Annotated in this window: 13 protein-coding genes and 1 pseudogene; 12 read left to right on the top strand and 2 right to left on the bottom strand. The window is 69.4% G+C overall.

From position 1 onward, the window contains the following. Positions 1 to 21 precede the first annotated feature (21 nt). The 6 genes and pseudogenes from folE to ACH34T_RS35695 all read left to right on the top strand — a co-directional run bounded on the left by folE (position 22) and on the right by ACH34T_RS35695 (position 3,798). Positions 22 to 726: a GTP cyclohydrolase I FolE gene (gene folE / locus ACH34T_RS35720; RefSeq protein ID WP_396025395.1), complete on the top strand. Its 705-nt coding sequence runs from the start codon at positions 22 to 24 to the stop codon at positions 724 to 726. Positions 727 to 931: 205 nt separating this feature from the next. Beyond that, a pseudogene (gene folP, locus ACH34T_RS35715) lies at positions 932 to 1,747 on the top strand (dihydropteroate synthase); the annotation flags it as partial. A 161-nt stretch (positions 1,748 to 1,908) separates the two neighbouring features. Next, a complete protein-coding gene (locus ACH34T_RS35710) occupies positions 1,909 to 2,346 on the top strand; it encodes a nuclear transport factor 2 family protein (protein ID WP_396025394.1) in 438 nt (145 codons plus the stop codon). After that, the gene (gene folB / locus ACH34T_RS35705) at positions 2,343 to 2,708 is read left to right on the top strand and encodes a dihydroneopterin aldolase (RefSeq protein ID WP_396025393.1); all 366 of its coding nucleotides are present in this window, start codon (positions 2,343 to 2,345) and stop codon (positions 2,706 to 2,708) included. The genes ACH34T_RS35710 and folB overlap by 4 nt, the downstream gene beginning before the upstream one ends. Continuing rightward, complete coding sequence (gene folK, locus ACH34T_RS35700) at positions 2,705 to 3,292, top strand: 2-amino-4-hydroxy-6-hydroxymethyldihydropteridine diphosphokinase (RefSeq protein ID WP_396025392.1); 588 nt, start codon at positions 2,705 to 2,707, stop codon at positions 3,290 to 3,292. The genes folB and folK overlap by 4 nt, the downstream gene beginning before the upstream one ends. Next, positions 3,289 to 3,798, top strand: a complete 510-nt coding sequence (locus ACH34T_RS35695; protein WP_396025391.1) for a DUF3180 domain-containing protein — start codon at positions 3,289 to 3,291, stop codon at positions 3,796 to 3,798. Before folK ends, ACH34T_RS35695 begins: the two co-directional genes overlap by 4 nt. A 25-nt stretch (positions 3,799 to 3,823) precedes the next feature. Here the strand turns inward: ACH34T_RS35695 and ACH34T_RS35690 are convergent, their stop codons facing one another. Further along, on the bottom strand, positions 3,824 to 4,972 hold the full coding sequence (locus ACH34T_RS35690) for an NADH-quinone oxidoreductase subunit D (RefSeq protein ID WP_396025390.1): 1,149 nt from the start codon (positions 4,970 to 4,972) through the stop codon (positions 3,824 to 3,826). A gap of 412 nt (positions 4,973 to 5,384) precedes the next feature. On the opposite strand from ACH34T_RS35690, the gene ACH34T_RS35685 reads away from it, so the two are divergent. The 3 genes from ACH34T_RS35685 (at position 5,385) to ACH34T_RS35675 (ending at position 8,909) form a co-directional block, all read left to right on the top strand. After that, on the top strand, positions 5,385 to 5,732 hold the full coding sequence (locus ACH34T_RS35685) for a PH domain-containing protein (protein WP_396025389.1): 348 nt from the start codon (positions 5,385 to 5,387) through the stop codon (positions 5,730 to 5,732). A 541-nt stretch (positions 5,733 to 6,273) separates the two neighbouring features. Next, positions 6,274 to 7,416: a PH domain-containing protein gene (locus ACH34T_RS35680; RefSeq protein WP_396025388.1), complete on the top strand. Its 1,143-nt coding sequence runs from the start codon at positions 6,274 to 6,276 to the stop codon at positions 7,414 to 7,416. 284 nt (positions 7,417 to 7,700) lie between these two features. Beyond that, positions 7,701 to 8,909: a cytochrome P450 gene (locus tag ACH34T_RS35675; RefSeq protein WP_396025387.1), complete on the top strand. Its 1,209-nt coding sequence runs from the start codon at positions 7,701 to 7,703 to the stop codon at positions 8,907 to 8,909. A 700-nt stretch (positions 8,910 to 9,609) separates the two neighbouring features. Here ACH34T_RS35675 and ACH34T_RS35670 read toward each other — a convergent pair. Further along, positions 9,610 to 10,623, bottom strand: coding sequence for an SAM-dependent methyltransferase (locus ACH34T_RS35670; RefSeq protein ID WP_396025386.1), 1,014 nt, complete (start codon positions 10,621 to 10,623; stop codon positions 9,610 to 9,612). 110 nt (positions 10,624 to 10,733) lie between these two features. Between ACH34T_RS35670 and ACH34T_RS35665 the strand changes: the two genes are divergently transcribed. The 3 genes from ACH34T_RS35665 (at position 10,734) to ACH34T_RS35655 (ending at position 13,602) form a co-directional block, all read left to right on the top strand. Further along, positions 10,734 to 11,906 carry a sensor histidine kinase gene (locus ACH34T_RS35665; RefSeq protein WP_396025385.1) on the top strand — a complete coding sequence of 391 codons (1,173 nt, stop codon included), beginning with the start codon at positions 10,734 to 10,736 and terminating at the stop codon, positions 11,904 to 11,906. 507 nt (positions 11,907 to 12,413) lie between these two features. Continuing rightward, on the top strand, positions 12,414 to 13,112 hold the full coding sequence (locus ACH34T_RS35660) for a response regulator (RefSeq protein WP_396025384.1): 699 nt from the start codon (positions 12,414 to 12,416) through the stop codon (positions 13,110 to 13,112). A 160-nt stretch (positions 13,113 to 13,272) separates the two neighbouring features. Further along, on the top strand, positions 13,273 to 13,602 hold the full coding sequence (locus ACH34T_RS35655; RefSeq protein ID WP_396025383.1) for a chaplin family protein: 330 nt from the start codon (positions 13,273 to 13,275) through the stop codon (positions 13,600 to 13,602). Positions 13,603 to 14,231 lie beyond the last annotated feature (629 nt).

Here is a 14,231-nt window from a genome sequence, read left to right as displayed (position 1 = left end):
GACGAAAAGGCCACGAGCGACATGGCGAAGTCCGCGAACAGCTCGGAAACGGCCGCGGACGATTCGCAGAAGGCCGCGGACGATTCGGAAGCGGCCGCGCGCGACGCCGGCCGTGCGTTCGTGGAAGGCGAGGCGCGGATCCTGGAGGAGCCGCCTGGGTTCGACCACGCTCGGATCGAGAAGGCGGTCCGCGAGATCCTGATCGGGATCGGCGAGGACCCAGACCGCGACGGGCTCCGCGAGACGCCGGCCAGGGTGGCGCGTGCGTACGCCGAACAGTTCGCGGGCCTGCGGCAGCAGCCGGAGGACGCGCTGACGACGGTGTTCGACGCCGACCACGAAGAGATGGTCCTGGTGAAGGACATCGAGGTGTACTCCGTCTGCGAGCACCACCTGGTGCCCTTCCACGGGGTGGCCCACGTGGGTTACACCCCCAACAAGAAGGGCCAGATCACCGGGCTGTCCAAGCTGGCCCGGTTGGTGGACGTGTACGCGCGTCGCCCGCAGGTTCAGGAGCGGCTGACGAGCCAGGTCGCCGACGCGATGATGAGCGTGCTGGAGCCGCGCGGAGCGATCGTGGTGATCGAGGCGGAGCATCTGTGCATGACGATGCGCGGGGTGCGGAAGCCGGGCGCGAAGACGGTGACGTCGGCGGTCCGCGGCGACTTCCGTGATCATGCCGAGACGCGGTCCGAGGCGATGAGCTTGATTCTCGGGCGTTACTGACCGCCCGCCCCGCCCCCAGGCCGGAGATCGTGTGAACGGGCCTCAGCGTCGTGCTGAGGCCCGTTCCGCTGCCATCGGACTGGAATGCCGGGTGATCCGGGCCGCCGGAGGCGCCGCCGCGGTCGGGCGAGTTCAAGGCATAGGGTTGGGTGTCATGACCATTGCCGTCGTTCCGGGGCTGCCCGCGCCAGGGCGCTGCCTCGTCATGGGCGTGGTCAACGTGACCCCTGATTCGTTCTCGGACGGCGGGGCCTGGTTCGACCCTGAGAAGGCCGTCACACATGGGCTGGACCTTGTCGCGGAGGGCGCCGACATCGTGGACGTCGGCGGCGAATCCACGCGGCCTGGAGCGCAGCGCGTGTCAAGGGACGAGGAACTGCGGCGCGTGGTTCCCGTCATAGAGGCGCTCACCGACGAGAACGTCCCGGTCAGTGTCGACACCATGCGCGCCGAGGTAGCGGAGGCGGCCGTCGAAGTTGGCGCCCAGTTGGTGAACGACGTCAGTGGTGGGCTGGCCGATCCACAGATGCCCCAGGTCGTCGCCGCGGCAGGCGTTCCGTACGTCGTGATGCACTGGCGCGGTCACAGCCATGACATGCAGACGCGCGCCGTCTACGAGGACGTGGTGCGGGAGGTGCGCGACGAACTGCTGCGCAGGGTCGACGCCGTGCTGGACGAGGGCGTCGACCCGTCGATGATCGTGCTCGATCCTGGGCTCGGTTTCGGCAAGAACCCGGTGGCCGGGCACAACTGGTCGCTGATGGCCCATCTGGACGCTTTCACCGGTCTCGGCTACCCCGTCCTGGTCGGGGCATCCCGGAAGAACTTCCTCACCAGGCTTCTCGCCGAGCCCGACGGGACGCGCCGTCCGTTCCTCGAATGCGACGACGCGACCGTGGCGGTCACGTCGCTGGTCGCCGCCGCCGGGGCATGGTGTGTGAGGGTCCACCGCGTTCGCCCGAACGCGGACGCCGTGCGCGTGGCGGCCGCCATCCGCGCGGCCCGCCCCCTGGACGAAGGCGAAGACAGCCCTGGGTCCGCCCATTCCGTCAGACATGACAGCGCTGGGGCCATCCGACCCGTCGACGAAGACGGCGCTGGGGCGGACCGTCCCATCAGTGAGAGGACCCCTAGGCAAGCCGCGGCGGACGGTCGCGCCGACCAGGACGGGAGCCACCGCCTATGAGTCGTGCAGTGAATCGCGCCGACGTGGACGAGGTCCACGCGGAGTTCTACGCGGCGTTCGAGGCCGGTGACTTCGACCGCATGTCCGACGTTTGGGCGGACGGGCCGTACGCCGACGGCGTCTCCTGCGTGCATCCCGGTTGGACGATGCTGCACGGCCGTGAAGAAGTGCTGCGTTCCTGGGCGCTCATCATGGCCAACACGACGTACATACAGTTTGTGCTCACCGACGTGGAAACCGACGTCTACGGTGACCACGCCGTGGTGACGTGCAAGGAGAACGTCCTCACCGCCGACGAGGACACCGAGGGCGGGTTCCTCGCGGGGGGAAGCATCGTGGCCACCAACCTGTTCGTACGGGCGGACGGAGAGTGGCGGCTTCTGCTCCACCATGGTTCCCCTGTCCTCAACGTCGCGGATGCAGAGGAAGAATGAGTCTCGACCGCATCGAGCTGCGCGGCCTACGGGCGCGCGGACGGCACGGATTCCTGCCCGCGGAGCGTGAGCTCGGGCAGGAGTTCGTGGTGGACGCCGTCCTCGGCCTCGACACCCGCCCCGCCGCCGCCGGGGACGACCTTTCACGTACCGTCGACTACGGAACGCTCGCCGGCCGCCTGGTCGCCGTCGTCGAGGGAGAACCCGTCAACCTGCTCGAAACACTGGCCGACCGGTTGGCAACAATATGTCTGGAAGATAGGACGGTGTCCGAGGTGGAGATCACCGTCCACAAGCCGAGCGCCCCGGTGCCGCACCCCTTCACGGACGTGGCCGTGAAGATCAGGAGGAGTCGCCCATGACAGCGTCCGACCGCATGCCCGACCGCACCGCCACCGGCGGCCACATGCTGGTCGAGCACCGCGTCGTCTTCTCGATCGGCAGCAACCTCGGAGACCGCCTGGACAACATCCAGGGGGCCGTGGACGCGCTGTTCGACGCACCCGGGCTGAACTTCGTGGCCTTTTCCCCCGTGTACGAGACATCCCCGTACGCGCCGCCCGGCGAGACCCTCCCGGAACAGGGCGATTTCCTGAACATCGTGCTCATCGCCGACACGCGGCTGCCACCGGAGAACCTCCTCGAACGCGTGTTGAACATCGAGACCTCGATGCGGCGGGAACGCGAGGTCCGCTGGGGGCCGCGCACGCTCGACATCGACATCGTGGTGTTCGGGGATGTCTCGTCCGACGATCCCGATCTGACGCTCCCGCACCCGCGCGCGCACGAGCGGGCGTTCGTACTCGTCCCCTGGGCCGACATCGAGCCGGACGTGCTGCTCCCCGGGCACGGCCGCGTAGGTGACCTGGCCCAGGCCAAGCAGTCGCAAGGTGGTCCGTCGGCCGTTCGCCGCCGGGAGGACCTGGTCCTGCAGCAGCCTGCATGAAACCGTCCCGACCGCTGTTCCTCGTCGCCCTCGTGGCCGTCATAGCGGTGATCACCTGGGCGGTGCTGCGTTCCGCCTACCTTTCGTTGCCGCCGCTGCCCTGGACGGCCGTCCCCACCCTGCTGCTGCTGGCCCTCGGCGAAGCCTTCACCGGCCTGAACGTGCTGCGCCGCATCCGCCGCAGGCCCGACAGCAGACGCGGACCGGACGCGCGCCGCAGGCCGTCGCCCAAGCCGCTGGATCCGATGGCGGTGGCGCGGCTCGCCGCCCTGGGCAAGGCCAGTGCGCACTCCGCCGCGGTCATCGCGGGCGTCTTCGCCGGGTTCGCCGCCAGCCTCGCGTCGTCGCTCGACAAGCCGACCCCCCGCCATGACTTCTTCGTCAGCGGCGGCACGTTCCTCGCCGCGTGCGTGCTCGTCGCCGCCGCGTTCCTCCTGGAGTACGCGTGCCGCGTGCCCAAGGATCCGGACGAAGAGGAACGCAACCGTGGCGCGTCCCGCGCTTAACCCACGTCGCTTCCGGGGAATCCCGTCATTTGTCGATGTCGCCGACGACGAAGAACATCGAGCCTAGAATGGCGATCATGTCGGCGATCAGGTTGCCGGGCAGCAGTTCCTTCAGGACCTGGATGTTGTTGAAGGACGCGGACCGCAACTTCATCCGCCACGGAGTCTTCTCACCGCGCGACACCAGGTAGTAGCCGTTGATGCCTAGGGGGTTCTCCGTCCAGGCATAGGTGTGGCCCTCCGGCACTTTCAGGACCTTCGGGAGCCGCTGGTTGATGGGGCCGGGCGGGAGTTCGGCCAGGCGGTCGAGGCAGGCGTCGGCGAGGTCGAGCGACGCGTGCGCCTGGTCCAGTAGGCACTCGAACCTGGCGAGGCAGTCGCCCTCCGTCCGTGTGACCACGCGGACGTCCAGGTCTCCGTAGGCGAGGTACGGTTCGTCCCGGCGAAGGTCGAAATCCAGACCGGACGCGCGTGCGATCGGCCCCGACACCCCGTACTGCAGGATCTGTTCCTGCGTGAGCACTCCGACGCCTCTCGTCCGCGCACGGAAGATTTCGTTGCCCATGATGAGGTCGTCGATGTCGCCCATGCGGCCACGGACCTCGGACACCGTCTTCCGCGCGCGCTCCGTCCAACCGGCGGGAAGCTCCTCTTTCAGCCCGCCGACCCGGTTGAACATGTAATGCATGCGTCCACCGGAGATTTCCTCCATCACACGCTGCAACGCCTCACGCTCACGGAACGCGTAGAAGATCGGGGTGATGGCGCCTACTTCGAGCGGATACGAGCCGAGGAACATCAGATGGTTGAGGATCCGGTTGAGCTCGGCGAGGAGCGTCCTGGCCCATACGGCGCGGGCAGGGACCTCCATGCCCAGCATCCGCTCGGCGGCGAGGACGACGCCGAGCTCGCTGGAGAACGCGGACAGCCAGTCGTGCCGGTTCGCCAGCACGATGATCTGCCGGAAGTCCCGGACCTCGAAGAGCTTCTCCGCCCCCCGGTGCATGTAGCCGATGATGGGCTCGGCCGCCGAGATGCGCTCGCCGTCCAAGGTCAGCTTCAGCCGGAGCACGCCGTGCGTGGACGGGTGCTGGGGGCCGATGTTCAGAGTCATGTCCTCGGTGGCGAGCTCCTTGGCGCCCGCACCGATCCCGACGATCCGTTCGGTGGTCATGATCCAGCCTCCGCCGCTCCGGTCACCGCTTCATGGTCGCATGGCGAGTGGTACGCGTTATCCGATTGACTAGGAGATGATGAACGCGACCCATGGCGATCCGCCATACGAGCCTGCCGCGGACTCTGGAGCCCAGGGCGCGGCACACCAGCCCGCGCCGCCCGGCCCAGGTCATGGCGGTCAACCGCCGGGCCCTCCCGGTCACGGTCAGGTGCCGGTTCACTACCCGCCGAACCCGTCTCGGCCGTCGGGGCAGCCCGGCTACGCCGCGGACGAGGCGTTCGCGGCGGGCGGCGGACTTGTTTGGTCCCCCATCTCGAAACGCCACGCGCTGCACAGGCTTCTCACCGCCGTCCTGTGGGCGATTCCGGTAGGTGGTGTGGGCGCGTTCATCGTATGGAGGAACGGCGGGGTGGTCCCCGCCGTCATGTGGGTCGCCGCCGTCGGGCTCGGGGTCGGCCTCACCTGGCTGGTGGCCGAGCTCGACCGCCGGGCATACGGCTACGTCGAGCGTGCGGACGACCTCATCGTCACCCACGGGGTTCTCGTCAAGCGGCTCATCGTCGTCCCGTACGGGCGGATGCAGTTCGTGGACGTCACGGCAGGGTTGCTGGAGCGGTGGATGGGCATCGCCACCGTCCGGATGCACACGGCCGCCGCGGCCACCGACGCCACCATCCCTGGCCTGCCCGCCTCTGAGGCCGCCTACTTGCGCGACCGCCTCGCCCAGAAGGGCGAGGAACGGAGCATGGGCCTATGAGCGGCCCCTACGGCCCGGCCCGTCGGGCCCTCTTGGCCCTCACGGCCCTGGCCCGTCGGGCTCCCCTGCCCCGAACGGTCCCGGCCCGAACGGTCCTAGACCGAACGGCCCTGGACGATCGGGGCAGCCCGGCACCTACGGCTCCGGCCCCTCCGGTCCTGCGGGTCCGCCTGGCCCCTATGGTCCGCCAGGGCAGCCCGGTCCGTACGGGCAGCCTGGACGGCCTGGCCCTTATGGGCCTTACGGGCCCAATGGTCGTCCTCGTCCGCCCTATGGCCAGCGTCCGCCGCACGGTCCTCCGCCCGGCCAGCCGTATGGGCCGCCTCATCCGCCCTACGGCTACGGGCCACCGCCGGGTCACCGTCCACCGATCCGGTTTTCCGAAGGCACGCACAGGCTTCATTGGGCGACTGCGCCACTGCGCGCGTTCATTTTCCTCATCATCTACTTCGTTCTGCTCGGCTTTCCCTTGCTGCTGACCCAGACGGAGGACGGCATAACCCTCGCGCTCACTCCAGAGGTGGTTGCCAGATTCCTCATCGTGACCGTCGTCATGGGGCTGATCGCAGTGGGAACGGGCCTCTGGACGTGGCTCGCCGTACGTTTCCGCGTCGACGGTGACGACCTCGTCGTCGAGACCGGTCTGCTCCGCAAGAACAAGCGTCGAATCCCGCTTTCCCGTATCCAGGCCATAGACCTCGTCCGTCCGCTGGTCACGCGCGTGTTCGCGCTTGCCGAAGTGCGCGTGGAACTGGCCGGTGGGGCGCGCAGCGAGATTGCGCTCCGCTACCTGGGGCGGCAATCCGCCTTGCAGTTGCGCGCTGAACTTCTGGCCCGCGCGGCCGGATTGCCCGGCCACACTCCCGAGGCGCCGGAACGTCACCTGTGGCGCGTTCCGTTCGGTGCTCTGCTCGGTTCCCTGATCGTTCGGTTGCCCGTGATCGGGACGGTGCTGCTCTTCTTCGCGTCCCTGGTGTTCCTCGTGATGTACGCGGAGGGCGGGATCCTGGCGGTCACCATCCCCGTCCTGCTCGGGCTCATCCGGGCCGTGACCGCGCCTCTGGTGATGTACGCCAACTTCACGGTCGCTATGTCACCGGACGGGATCCGGCTCCGCTACGGGCTTCTGGAGACCCGGATGCAGACGCTTCCGCCGGGACGCGTCCAGGCCGTCAGCATCGTCGAACCGGCGATCTGGCGCTCCCTCGGCTGGGCGCGGGTCGAAGTCACCGTCGCCGGGTACGCGGGCGAGCGGCAGGCGTTGTCGTCGACGCTGCTGCCTGTGGCGCCCAGGCACGTCGCCATGCATCTCGTTTCGCAGGTGTTCCCTGGAACCCATGTCGACGCCGTCTCCCTCATTCCCGCGTCGTCCAAGGCGGTGGCGATCGACCGCGCGGACGGTGCCGGCACCGACGACGTCGTCTTCGTGGCCCGGCACGGATGGCCCTGCCGTCGCACCGACGTCATCGCTCATGCGCGCGCGCAGAGCGTCCGTCTCACGATGAACCCGTTCCAGCGGCTCTTCGGACTCGCCACCGTCCACGTCGACGCGCCTCCAGGCCCGGTACAGGTGGCAGCGACCGACCGCGAACTGGGCGAGGCCCGCGCCATCGTGGAATCGACCGCCCGCCGTGCCCTGGCCGCCCGCCGAGCCGGCGGGGACCCTGCCCGCTGGGCCCGCTGACCTGACTTATCCACAGAATCACGTTCTAGTTCCGTGGCCGTCCGGGGTCGTCGAACATGGGTTCCGGTCGGCCCGCCCGATGGGGGGAAGGGCGGGCCGACCACCTGAACGTCACAACCACAAGCACCCCGGCGAGCGTGAATGAGTCGACGCCGTCTTGGCCGAGGCGACAAGGGCGCGCCAGCGGTAACGGCGCACTTGAGACGCCTACGCCGCCATCTCGTGGCCGCCGGCAGCGGAAAGGAGTGGTCTTGAACTATGTGAGATGCGAATATCGTCAGAACATGAGCGTTTTAGCCTATGACCCCTGGTCTCCAGAGTTCGTGGCGGATCCCTACCCGGTGTTCGAGCGGCTCCGCGCCGACCGTCCCGTGTTCTTCCACGAACCCACCTCCCAGTGGGTGATCAGCCGATACGACGACGTGAACGCTCTCTTGCGGGACCGTCGGCTAGGACGGACGTACCTCCACATCGCGAGCCACGAGGAATTCGGTCAGGAACCGGAGGCCGACTTCCTCAAGCCGTTCTGGGACCTCGTCCGCGCCGGCATGCTGGACATGGAACCGCCCACGCACACCCGGCTGCGGCGCCTGGTGTCCAAGGCGTTCACCGCCCGCATGGTGGAGGGCCTGCGCCCGACCATCAAGCGGCTCGCAGCGGAGCTCGCCGGGGCGCTCGCCGCAAAGGGCGGCGGCGACCTCATCGCCGAGGTCGCGGAACCGCTGCCCGTCAACGTGATCGCCGAGATGCTCGGCGTCCCCGTGTCGGACCGGCACCTCCTGCGTCCCTGGTCCGCCGACATCTGCGGCATGTACGAACTGAACCCGCCCGACGAGGTCCAGCGGACGGCCGCCCGCGCGGCCGCGGAGTTCTCCGACTACCTGCGCCGCCTTGCCCGCACCCGCCGCCACGAGCCGCGCGACGACCTCATCACCGCGCTCACCCAGGTGGCGGACGAGGGCGACCGGCTAACCGAGGACGAGCTGATCGGCACCTGCGTCCTGCTGCTCAACGCCGGTCACGAGGCGACCGTCAACGCGACCGGCAACGGCTGGTGGGCGCTGTTCCGCAACCCCGGCGAACTGAAACGGCTCCGGGCCGACCCGTCTCTCGTCCCCACGGCCGTCGAAGAACTGCTGCGCTACGACACGCCGGCGCCGATGTTCGAGCGCTGGGTCCTGGAGGACATCACCGTCGCCGGCGTCCACGTCCCCCGTGGGGCCGAGGTCGCGCTGCAGTTCGCGTCCGCCAACCGCGACCCTGAGATGTTCCCCGACCCCGACCGGCTCGACCTGTCGCGCATCCCGAATCCGCACATCACGTTCGGCCTCGGCATCCATTACTGCCTCGGCGCCCCGCTCGCCCGGATCGAACTCGCCGAGTCCTATGACGCGCTCCTCCGCCTCGCTCCCGACCTCCGCCTGTCCGCCGAACCGGAGTGGAAGCCCGGCTTCATCCTGCGCGGCCTAGAGGCCCTTCACGTGGAACGCTGACCCGCCAGGTCGTCCGTCGGCGGTCGACCGCCGGGTGATGAGGGTCCGGGACGCGTGGAGTCAGCAGGATTCGCCGGCGGAGCGGGGTGGCGCAGTCGCGAGGACATTCTCGCCAAGCGTGGCCGTCCTCGCTCATCTGCGGCACCGCCGCGAGCGGGATCGTGTTGGCGAGCCGTCTGGCGCCGGACCGACCATGGCCGGCCTGGTACCTCGCCACCGGGCCTCGGTCGATCTCGAGGCGCCGACGGCCGACAGCCGCATCGGGTGCGGCCGCTGCAGGGGGCGCCAGGCAGCGTGACCAGGCAGTGGGGTGGTCAGCAAGCGCGATCATGATGTGAGCGGTCGCGAAGTGCGGCGTCGCGAGGCGGGATGGTGGCGGGGCGAGGTGGTCTGGGAGCGGGGTGGTCAGGGAGCGTGGCCTCGAGGTGGGGCGTTGCGGGGCGGGATGGTGGCGGGGCGAGGTGCTCCGGGGAGTGGGACGGTCAGGGAGCGTGGCCTCGAGGTGGGGCGTCGCGAGGCGGGATGGTGGCGGAGGGAGGTGGTCAGGGAGCGGGACCGTCAGGGAGCGTGGTCGCGATGTTGGGCGGTCATGGGGTGGACGGTCGGGGCAGCAGGTGGTCAAGAGCGGGGGTGGTCCAAGGCGGGTGATCAGGAGGAAGGTGGGCCACGAGCAGGAAGGGGGTGGGCCACGGAGGGGATGTCACGGGGTGAGGACGTCCGGGATTGGGATGTCCACGGCCTGTGTCAGCCATCCGAAACCGCCTAGGCCCGACGGGTCGGTCAGTTCGGCGTCCTCGCCGGCGTGGCAGAGGGCGGCGACGTAGGACCGAGGGTCCCGATGGGCCAGGTACATCGGCGGGCGGGTGCCGGTGAGGCCGAGGGCGCGCAAGGCGGTGCGCTGGGTCGTCAGGAGGCTGGACGTGGCACCGGCGCGTTCGCCGGCGGCGGTGCAGGCGTCAAGGGCGACATGGGCGGTGACGTCGCAGGAGCCGTCCGGGACGGCGGGGACGGTCAAGCCGTCGCGGTAACCGGTCAGGGTGCCGTACGCGGGACGGGACTCGCGGGAGTGCGAGTAGTCGACGGCGAGCGCGAGCCCGCGGGAGACACGTCCGACTACGGAGGCCCAGGCGGTGCAGCGCGGGTGACCGATCTCGGCGCGGTCGCCGGGTTCGTGGAGCGGCCACCAGTCCGCGAGCCAGGCCCGGTCCTCGTCGGACGGTGCCGGCCCAGGGCGTTCGGTGCCCGTGGACGGTTGGACCAGCACCTTACGGACGCCGTCAGGGGCGCGTTCGACGACGTCCAACGGCACGTTGTCGAGCCACTCGTTCGCCACGGCGAGGCCGGTGATGCGGCTCGGCAGGTCGGTTCGCCAGGCGATCCGCGCCGGGGTGTCGGGCGGGCGCGGTGCGATCTCCACGGCGGTCGGCGCGAGCCGGGACGCCAGCTCGGACGGAACGGAGGCCAGGATGTTGCTCAGCAGCCGCCCGGAGCCCGCGCCGATGTCGACGACGTCCACCCGGTCGGGCCGGCCGAGCAGGGCGTCGACCTCGACGAGGAGGCGGGCGATGGCGGTGGCGAACCGAGGGGAGGCGTGCACGGAAGTGCGGAAATGCTCGGCCGGATGTTCACCGCGCCGGTAGAAGCCGCCTTCTCCGTACAGTGCGCGCTCCATCGCGGTGCGCCAGGGCAGCCACTCGGTAACCAACGCCTCCACGACTGTGACGTTACCGTGGGCGACGGTGTCCGGTCGGCCATCCTTGAGGTGGACGGGGGTCCGACCTGCGGCTGATCCATCGCTGAGCGGCCGGTACGTACGCTGTCCGCATGGTAGTGAGGACGTGGGATTGGCTGCGGTGCAGGAAGCCGCTGGTCGATGCGTTCTTCGCGGCGCCGGTGCTGCTCCTCACCCTCGCCGGACTGGTGGGGGAGCCATACGGGATCAGCAAAGTTAAGTACGCGCTGATGATGGTCCTGCTGACCCTCCCCTTGGTTCTGCGCCGTACCCTCCCGCGCACGGTATTCGCTGCGATCGCGCTGATCTCGTTCGTTCAGTGTGTGCTGGATGTCGTTCCGGTGTTGGCGAATGTCGCCGTCCTGATGGGCCTCTACACGGTCGCGGCCAACTGCTCGTTCCGGTGGGGGCTGGCGGCGATGCTCAGTACCGAGGTGGGCGCGGCCTTGGCGACGTGGCGTTACCCGGATGGTGCGAACAACAGGAAGTACACGTTCGTCATGCTGACGGTGGTCGTGGCGGGCGTGTGGCTCCTCGGCCTGCACATGCGGACACGCCGCGCATATCTGCGTTCGGTGGAGGAACGGGCCGAACGGCTGGAACGTGAACGCGACAACGAGGTCAAGGTGGCCATGGCAGGAGAACGCGCGCGGATCGCCCGCGAGCTTCACGACGTCGTGGCGCACAACGTCAGCGTGATCGTGGTGCAGGCCGACGGCGCGTCCTACGCCATCGACACCGATGTGGGACGGGCCAGGCAGGCCCTGGAGACGATCTCCTCGACGGGACGGATGGCGCTGGCGGAGATGCGGCGGCTCCTGGGTGTCCTGCGCGAGAACGACGACATAGGCGCGTTCGCGCCTCAGCCGGGGGTGGCGCAGATCGACGACCTGGTGGAGCAGGTCCGCGCGTCCGGGCTCCAGGTGATGTTCGAGGTGGACGGGTCGCCGGTGGTCATGTCGGAAGGACGCCAGCTGACGGTCTTCCGGATCGTCCAGGAGGCGCTGACCAATACGCTCAAGCACGGCGGCCCGCGCGCGGCCGTGTCGATCCGATTGCTGTACGCGGGCGACGCGCTGGAGGTCCGGGTGGACGATGACGGCCGCGGCGCCGCGGCCCCCGACGACGGACGGGGCCATGGCCTCGCCGGTATGCGGGAGCGCGTCGCCGTGTACGGCGGCAACGTCCGAGCGGCGCCGCGCCCCGGAGGCGGCTTCGAGGTGGTCGCGCGGATCCCGGTCCGTGAGGAAGTGGGTGCGGCATGACGGAGGAGATGCGGCCGCGATCCGAGCCGCGGCCTGGCGAGGCGAGAACGTGGGCGCGAATCTGGCTGCGGCCTGGGCTTGCCTGGCCTGGCCGAGGCGGGGGGTGTGGGCGCGAACCTGGCGCGGGCGAATGTGTGGGGGCAAGCCTGGCTGTGACCTGGCGGGGGCGAATATGTGGGGGCGAATCTGGCTGTGGCCTGGTGGGGCGAGGAGTGTGGGAGCGAGCCTGGCGGGGGCGAGTGTATGGGCGCGAATCTGGTCGGGGTCTGGTGGGACGAGGGAGTGGGGGCGAGCCTGGCGGGGGCGAAAGTGTGGCCCGAACGTGGCTGGGGCCTGGTGGAGGCGAGGGTGTGGGGCGAATCTGGCTGCGTTTGGTGGGGGCGAGCGTGGCGGGGGCGAGCCTGGATGCGGCCGGGAGGGGGTGTTCCTTGAGCGGGGGCTGCTCGACGATGGGGGCGTCCCTCTGGGGGGCTTGGGGACGAGGTCGTTTCTCTGCGGGGAGTGCGCATGATGGAGGTTGACGACGTGGCGGCTCCCATCCGTGTGGTGCTGGTCGATGACCAGGAGCTGGTGCGGGCCGGGTTCACGATGGTGCTGGACGCGCAGCCGGACATCGAGGTCGTCGGTGAGGCAGGCGACGGTGTGCAGGCACTCGAACTGCTGCGCGGGACGCACGCGGACGTGGTGCTCATGGACGTGCGGATGCCGCGCATGGACGGGATCGAGGCGACCCGGAGAGTGGTGGCGCAGTCCGGGCCGAAGGTCGTCATCCTGACCACGTTCGACCTCGACGAGTACGCGTTCGCGGCGATCAAGGCGGGGGCGGGCGGGTTCCTGCTGAAGGACGCGGGGCCCGCGCAGCTGATCGAGGCGATCAAGGCGGTGCACTCGGGGGACGCCGTGGTGGCGCCGAGCACGACGAAGCGGCTGCTGGACCGGTTCGCGGTGCATCTGCCGGAGGCGGGGGAGAAGGCGAGCGGGGCGCTGGAGAGCCTCACCGAGCGGGAAGGCGAGGTGCTCAAGCTCGTCGCGCGCGGGATGTCGAACGCGGAGATCGCGGAGCGGCTGTACGTCTCGGAGGCCACCGTCAAGACGCACATGGGACGGATCCTGATGAAGCTCGGCCTGCGCGATCGGGTCCAGGCGGTTGTCTTCGCCTACGAGACAGGGCTGGTGAAGAGCGGCCAAAGAGGCGACTCTCCGTAACAGCGTTGTCAATTCATGATGACCATTTGCCGTCATCATGGGGATTGACCTTGGTCTACCTGAGGGTAGCTGGGTAACTACCGTACGCGACGCCGCCTTATCGCGCGACGTCGGCAATTTTCAGATCGGGCCTGCTAAGCCCACGTACGGGAGGATTCTCGTGTTCAAGAAGCTTGCCGCCACCGGCATCCTCGGCTTCGCCGTCGCCGGCGCCGCGCTGGGCGCGACGCCCGCGTATGCCGCCACCTACGGCGGTGACCACGGTCACGGCCACGGTCACGGCCACGGTCACGGCCACGGCCACGGCCACGGCCACGGTCACGGCCACGGCTCGTTCAACCACAACAAGACCAGCGGTAACTTTTCGATCCTGGGCGGCAACCAGGTGTTCGCGCCGATCTCGATCCCGGTGAACGTCTGCGGCAACGCTGTCGCGGTCATCGGCGCGGCGCAGGCGGGTTGCAAGGGCGGTGCGTCCGTCGACAACTGAGTCTTCTGATCCTGGCAGGAGCCGAGAAGTGCGGCTTCCGCACGCATCGGGATGAAGACTCACTGGTCCTCATGGACGGGGCGTTCGCGCCCATCGCTGAAGCGCCGGAAACCTGAAGGGGTCTCCGGCGCTTCCGCATACCGTCATCTGTCTCCTGCGGCCCGTCCTCCTAGGCCCGCAGCGTGTCCGGCAAGCATCGAGTAGCACGCACACCCGGCAACGGCTCAGCGCCCGCGAGCAGCGTTCGCGGGGATCCGTCAGCCGACTCGCACAGCGTTGCAGGACATGGCGGGTGTGCGGGACGCGGGGCGGCGGGAGTCTGGACGTACGGGGTGGAGCGGCGCACTACGGCCGTCGGCCGCGGGGGTGTAGCGGTGCAGAGCATGGGGTGTGGGTGGGACGTGCAGGTGTGGGTGGGGACGTGCTGGGTGTGGGTGGGGACGGGCACTGCCAGGCGCCTCTGCTCGTCGGCCAGCTCGCCGGGACGTGCCGGGTGAGGGTGGGGAGTGCAGGGTGTAGGCGGGGACGTGCAGGGTGTAGGCGGGGACGTGCACTGCCAGGCGCCTCCGCTCGTCGGCAGCTTGCCAGGACGTGCCGGGTGTGGGTGGCGACGTGCAGGGTGTAGGCGG

The sequence above is a fragment of the Actinomadura sp. 9N215 genome (assembly GCF_044326345.1).
Lineage (GTDB): Bacteria > Actinomycetota > Actinomycetes > Streptosporangiales > Streptosporangiaceae > Spirillospora.
The sequence above is the reverse complement of the archived record's forward strand: the minus strand, read 5'-3'. Positions and strand labels throughout refer to the sequence as shown.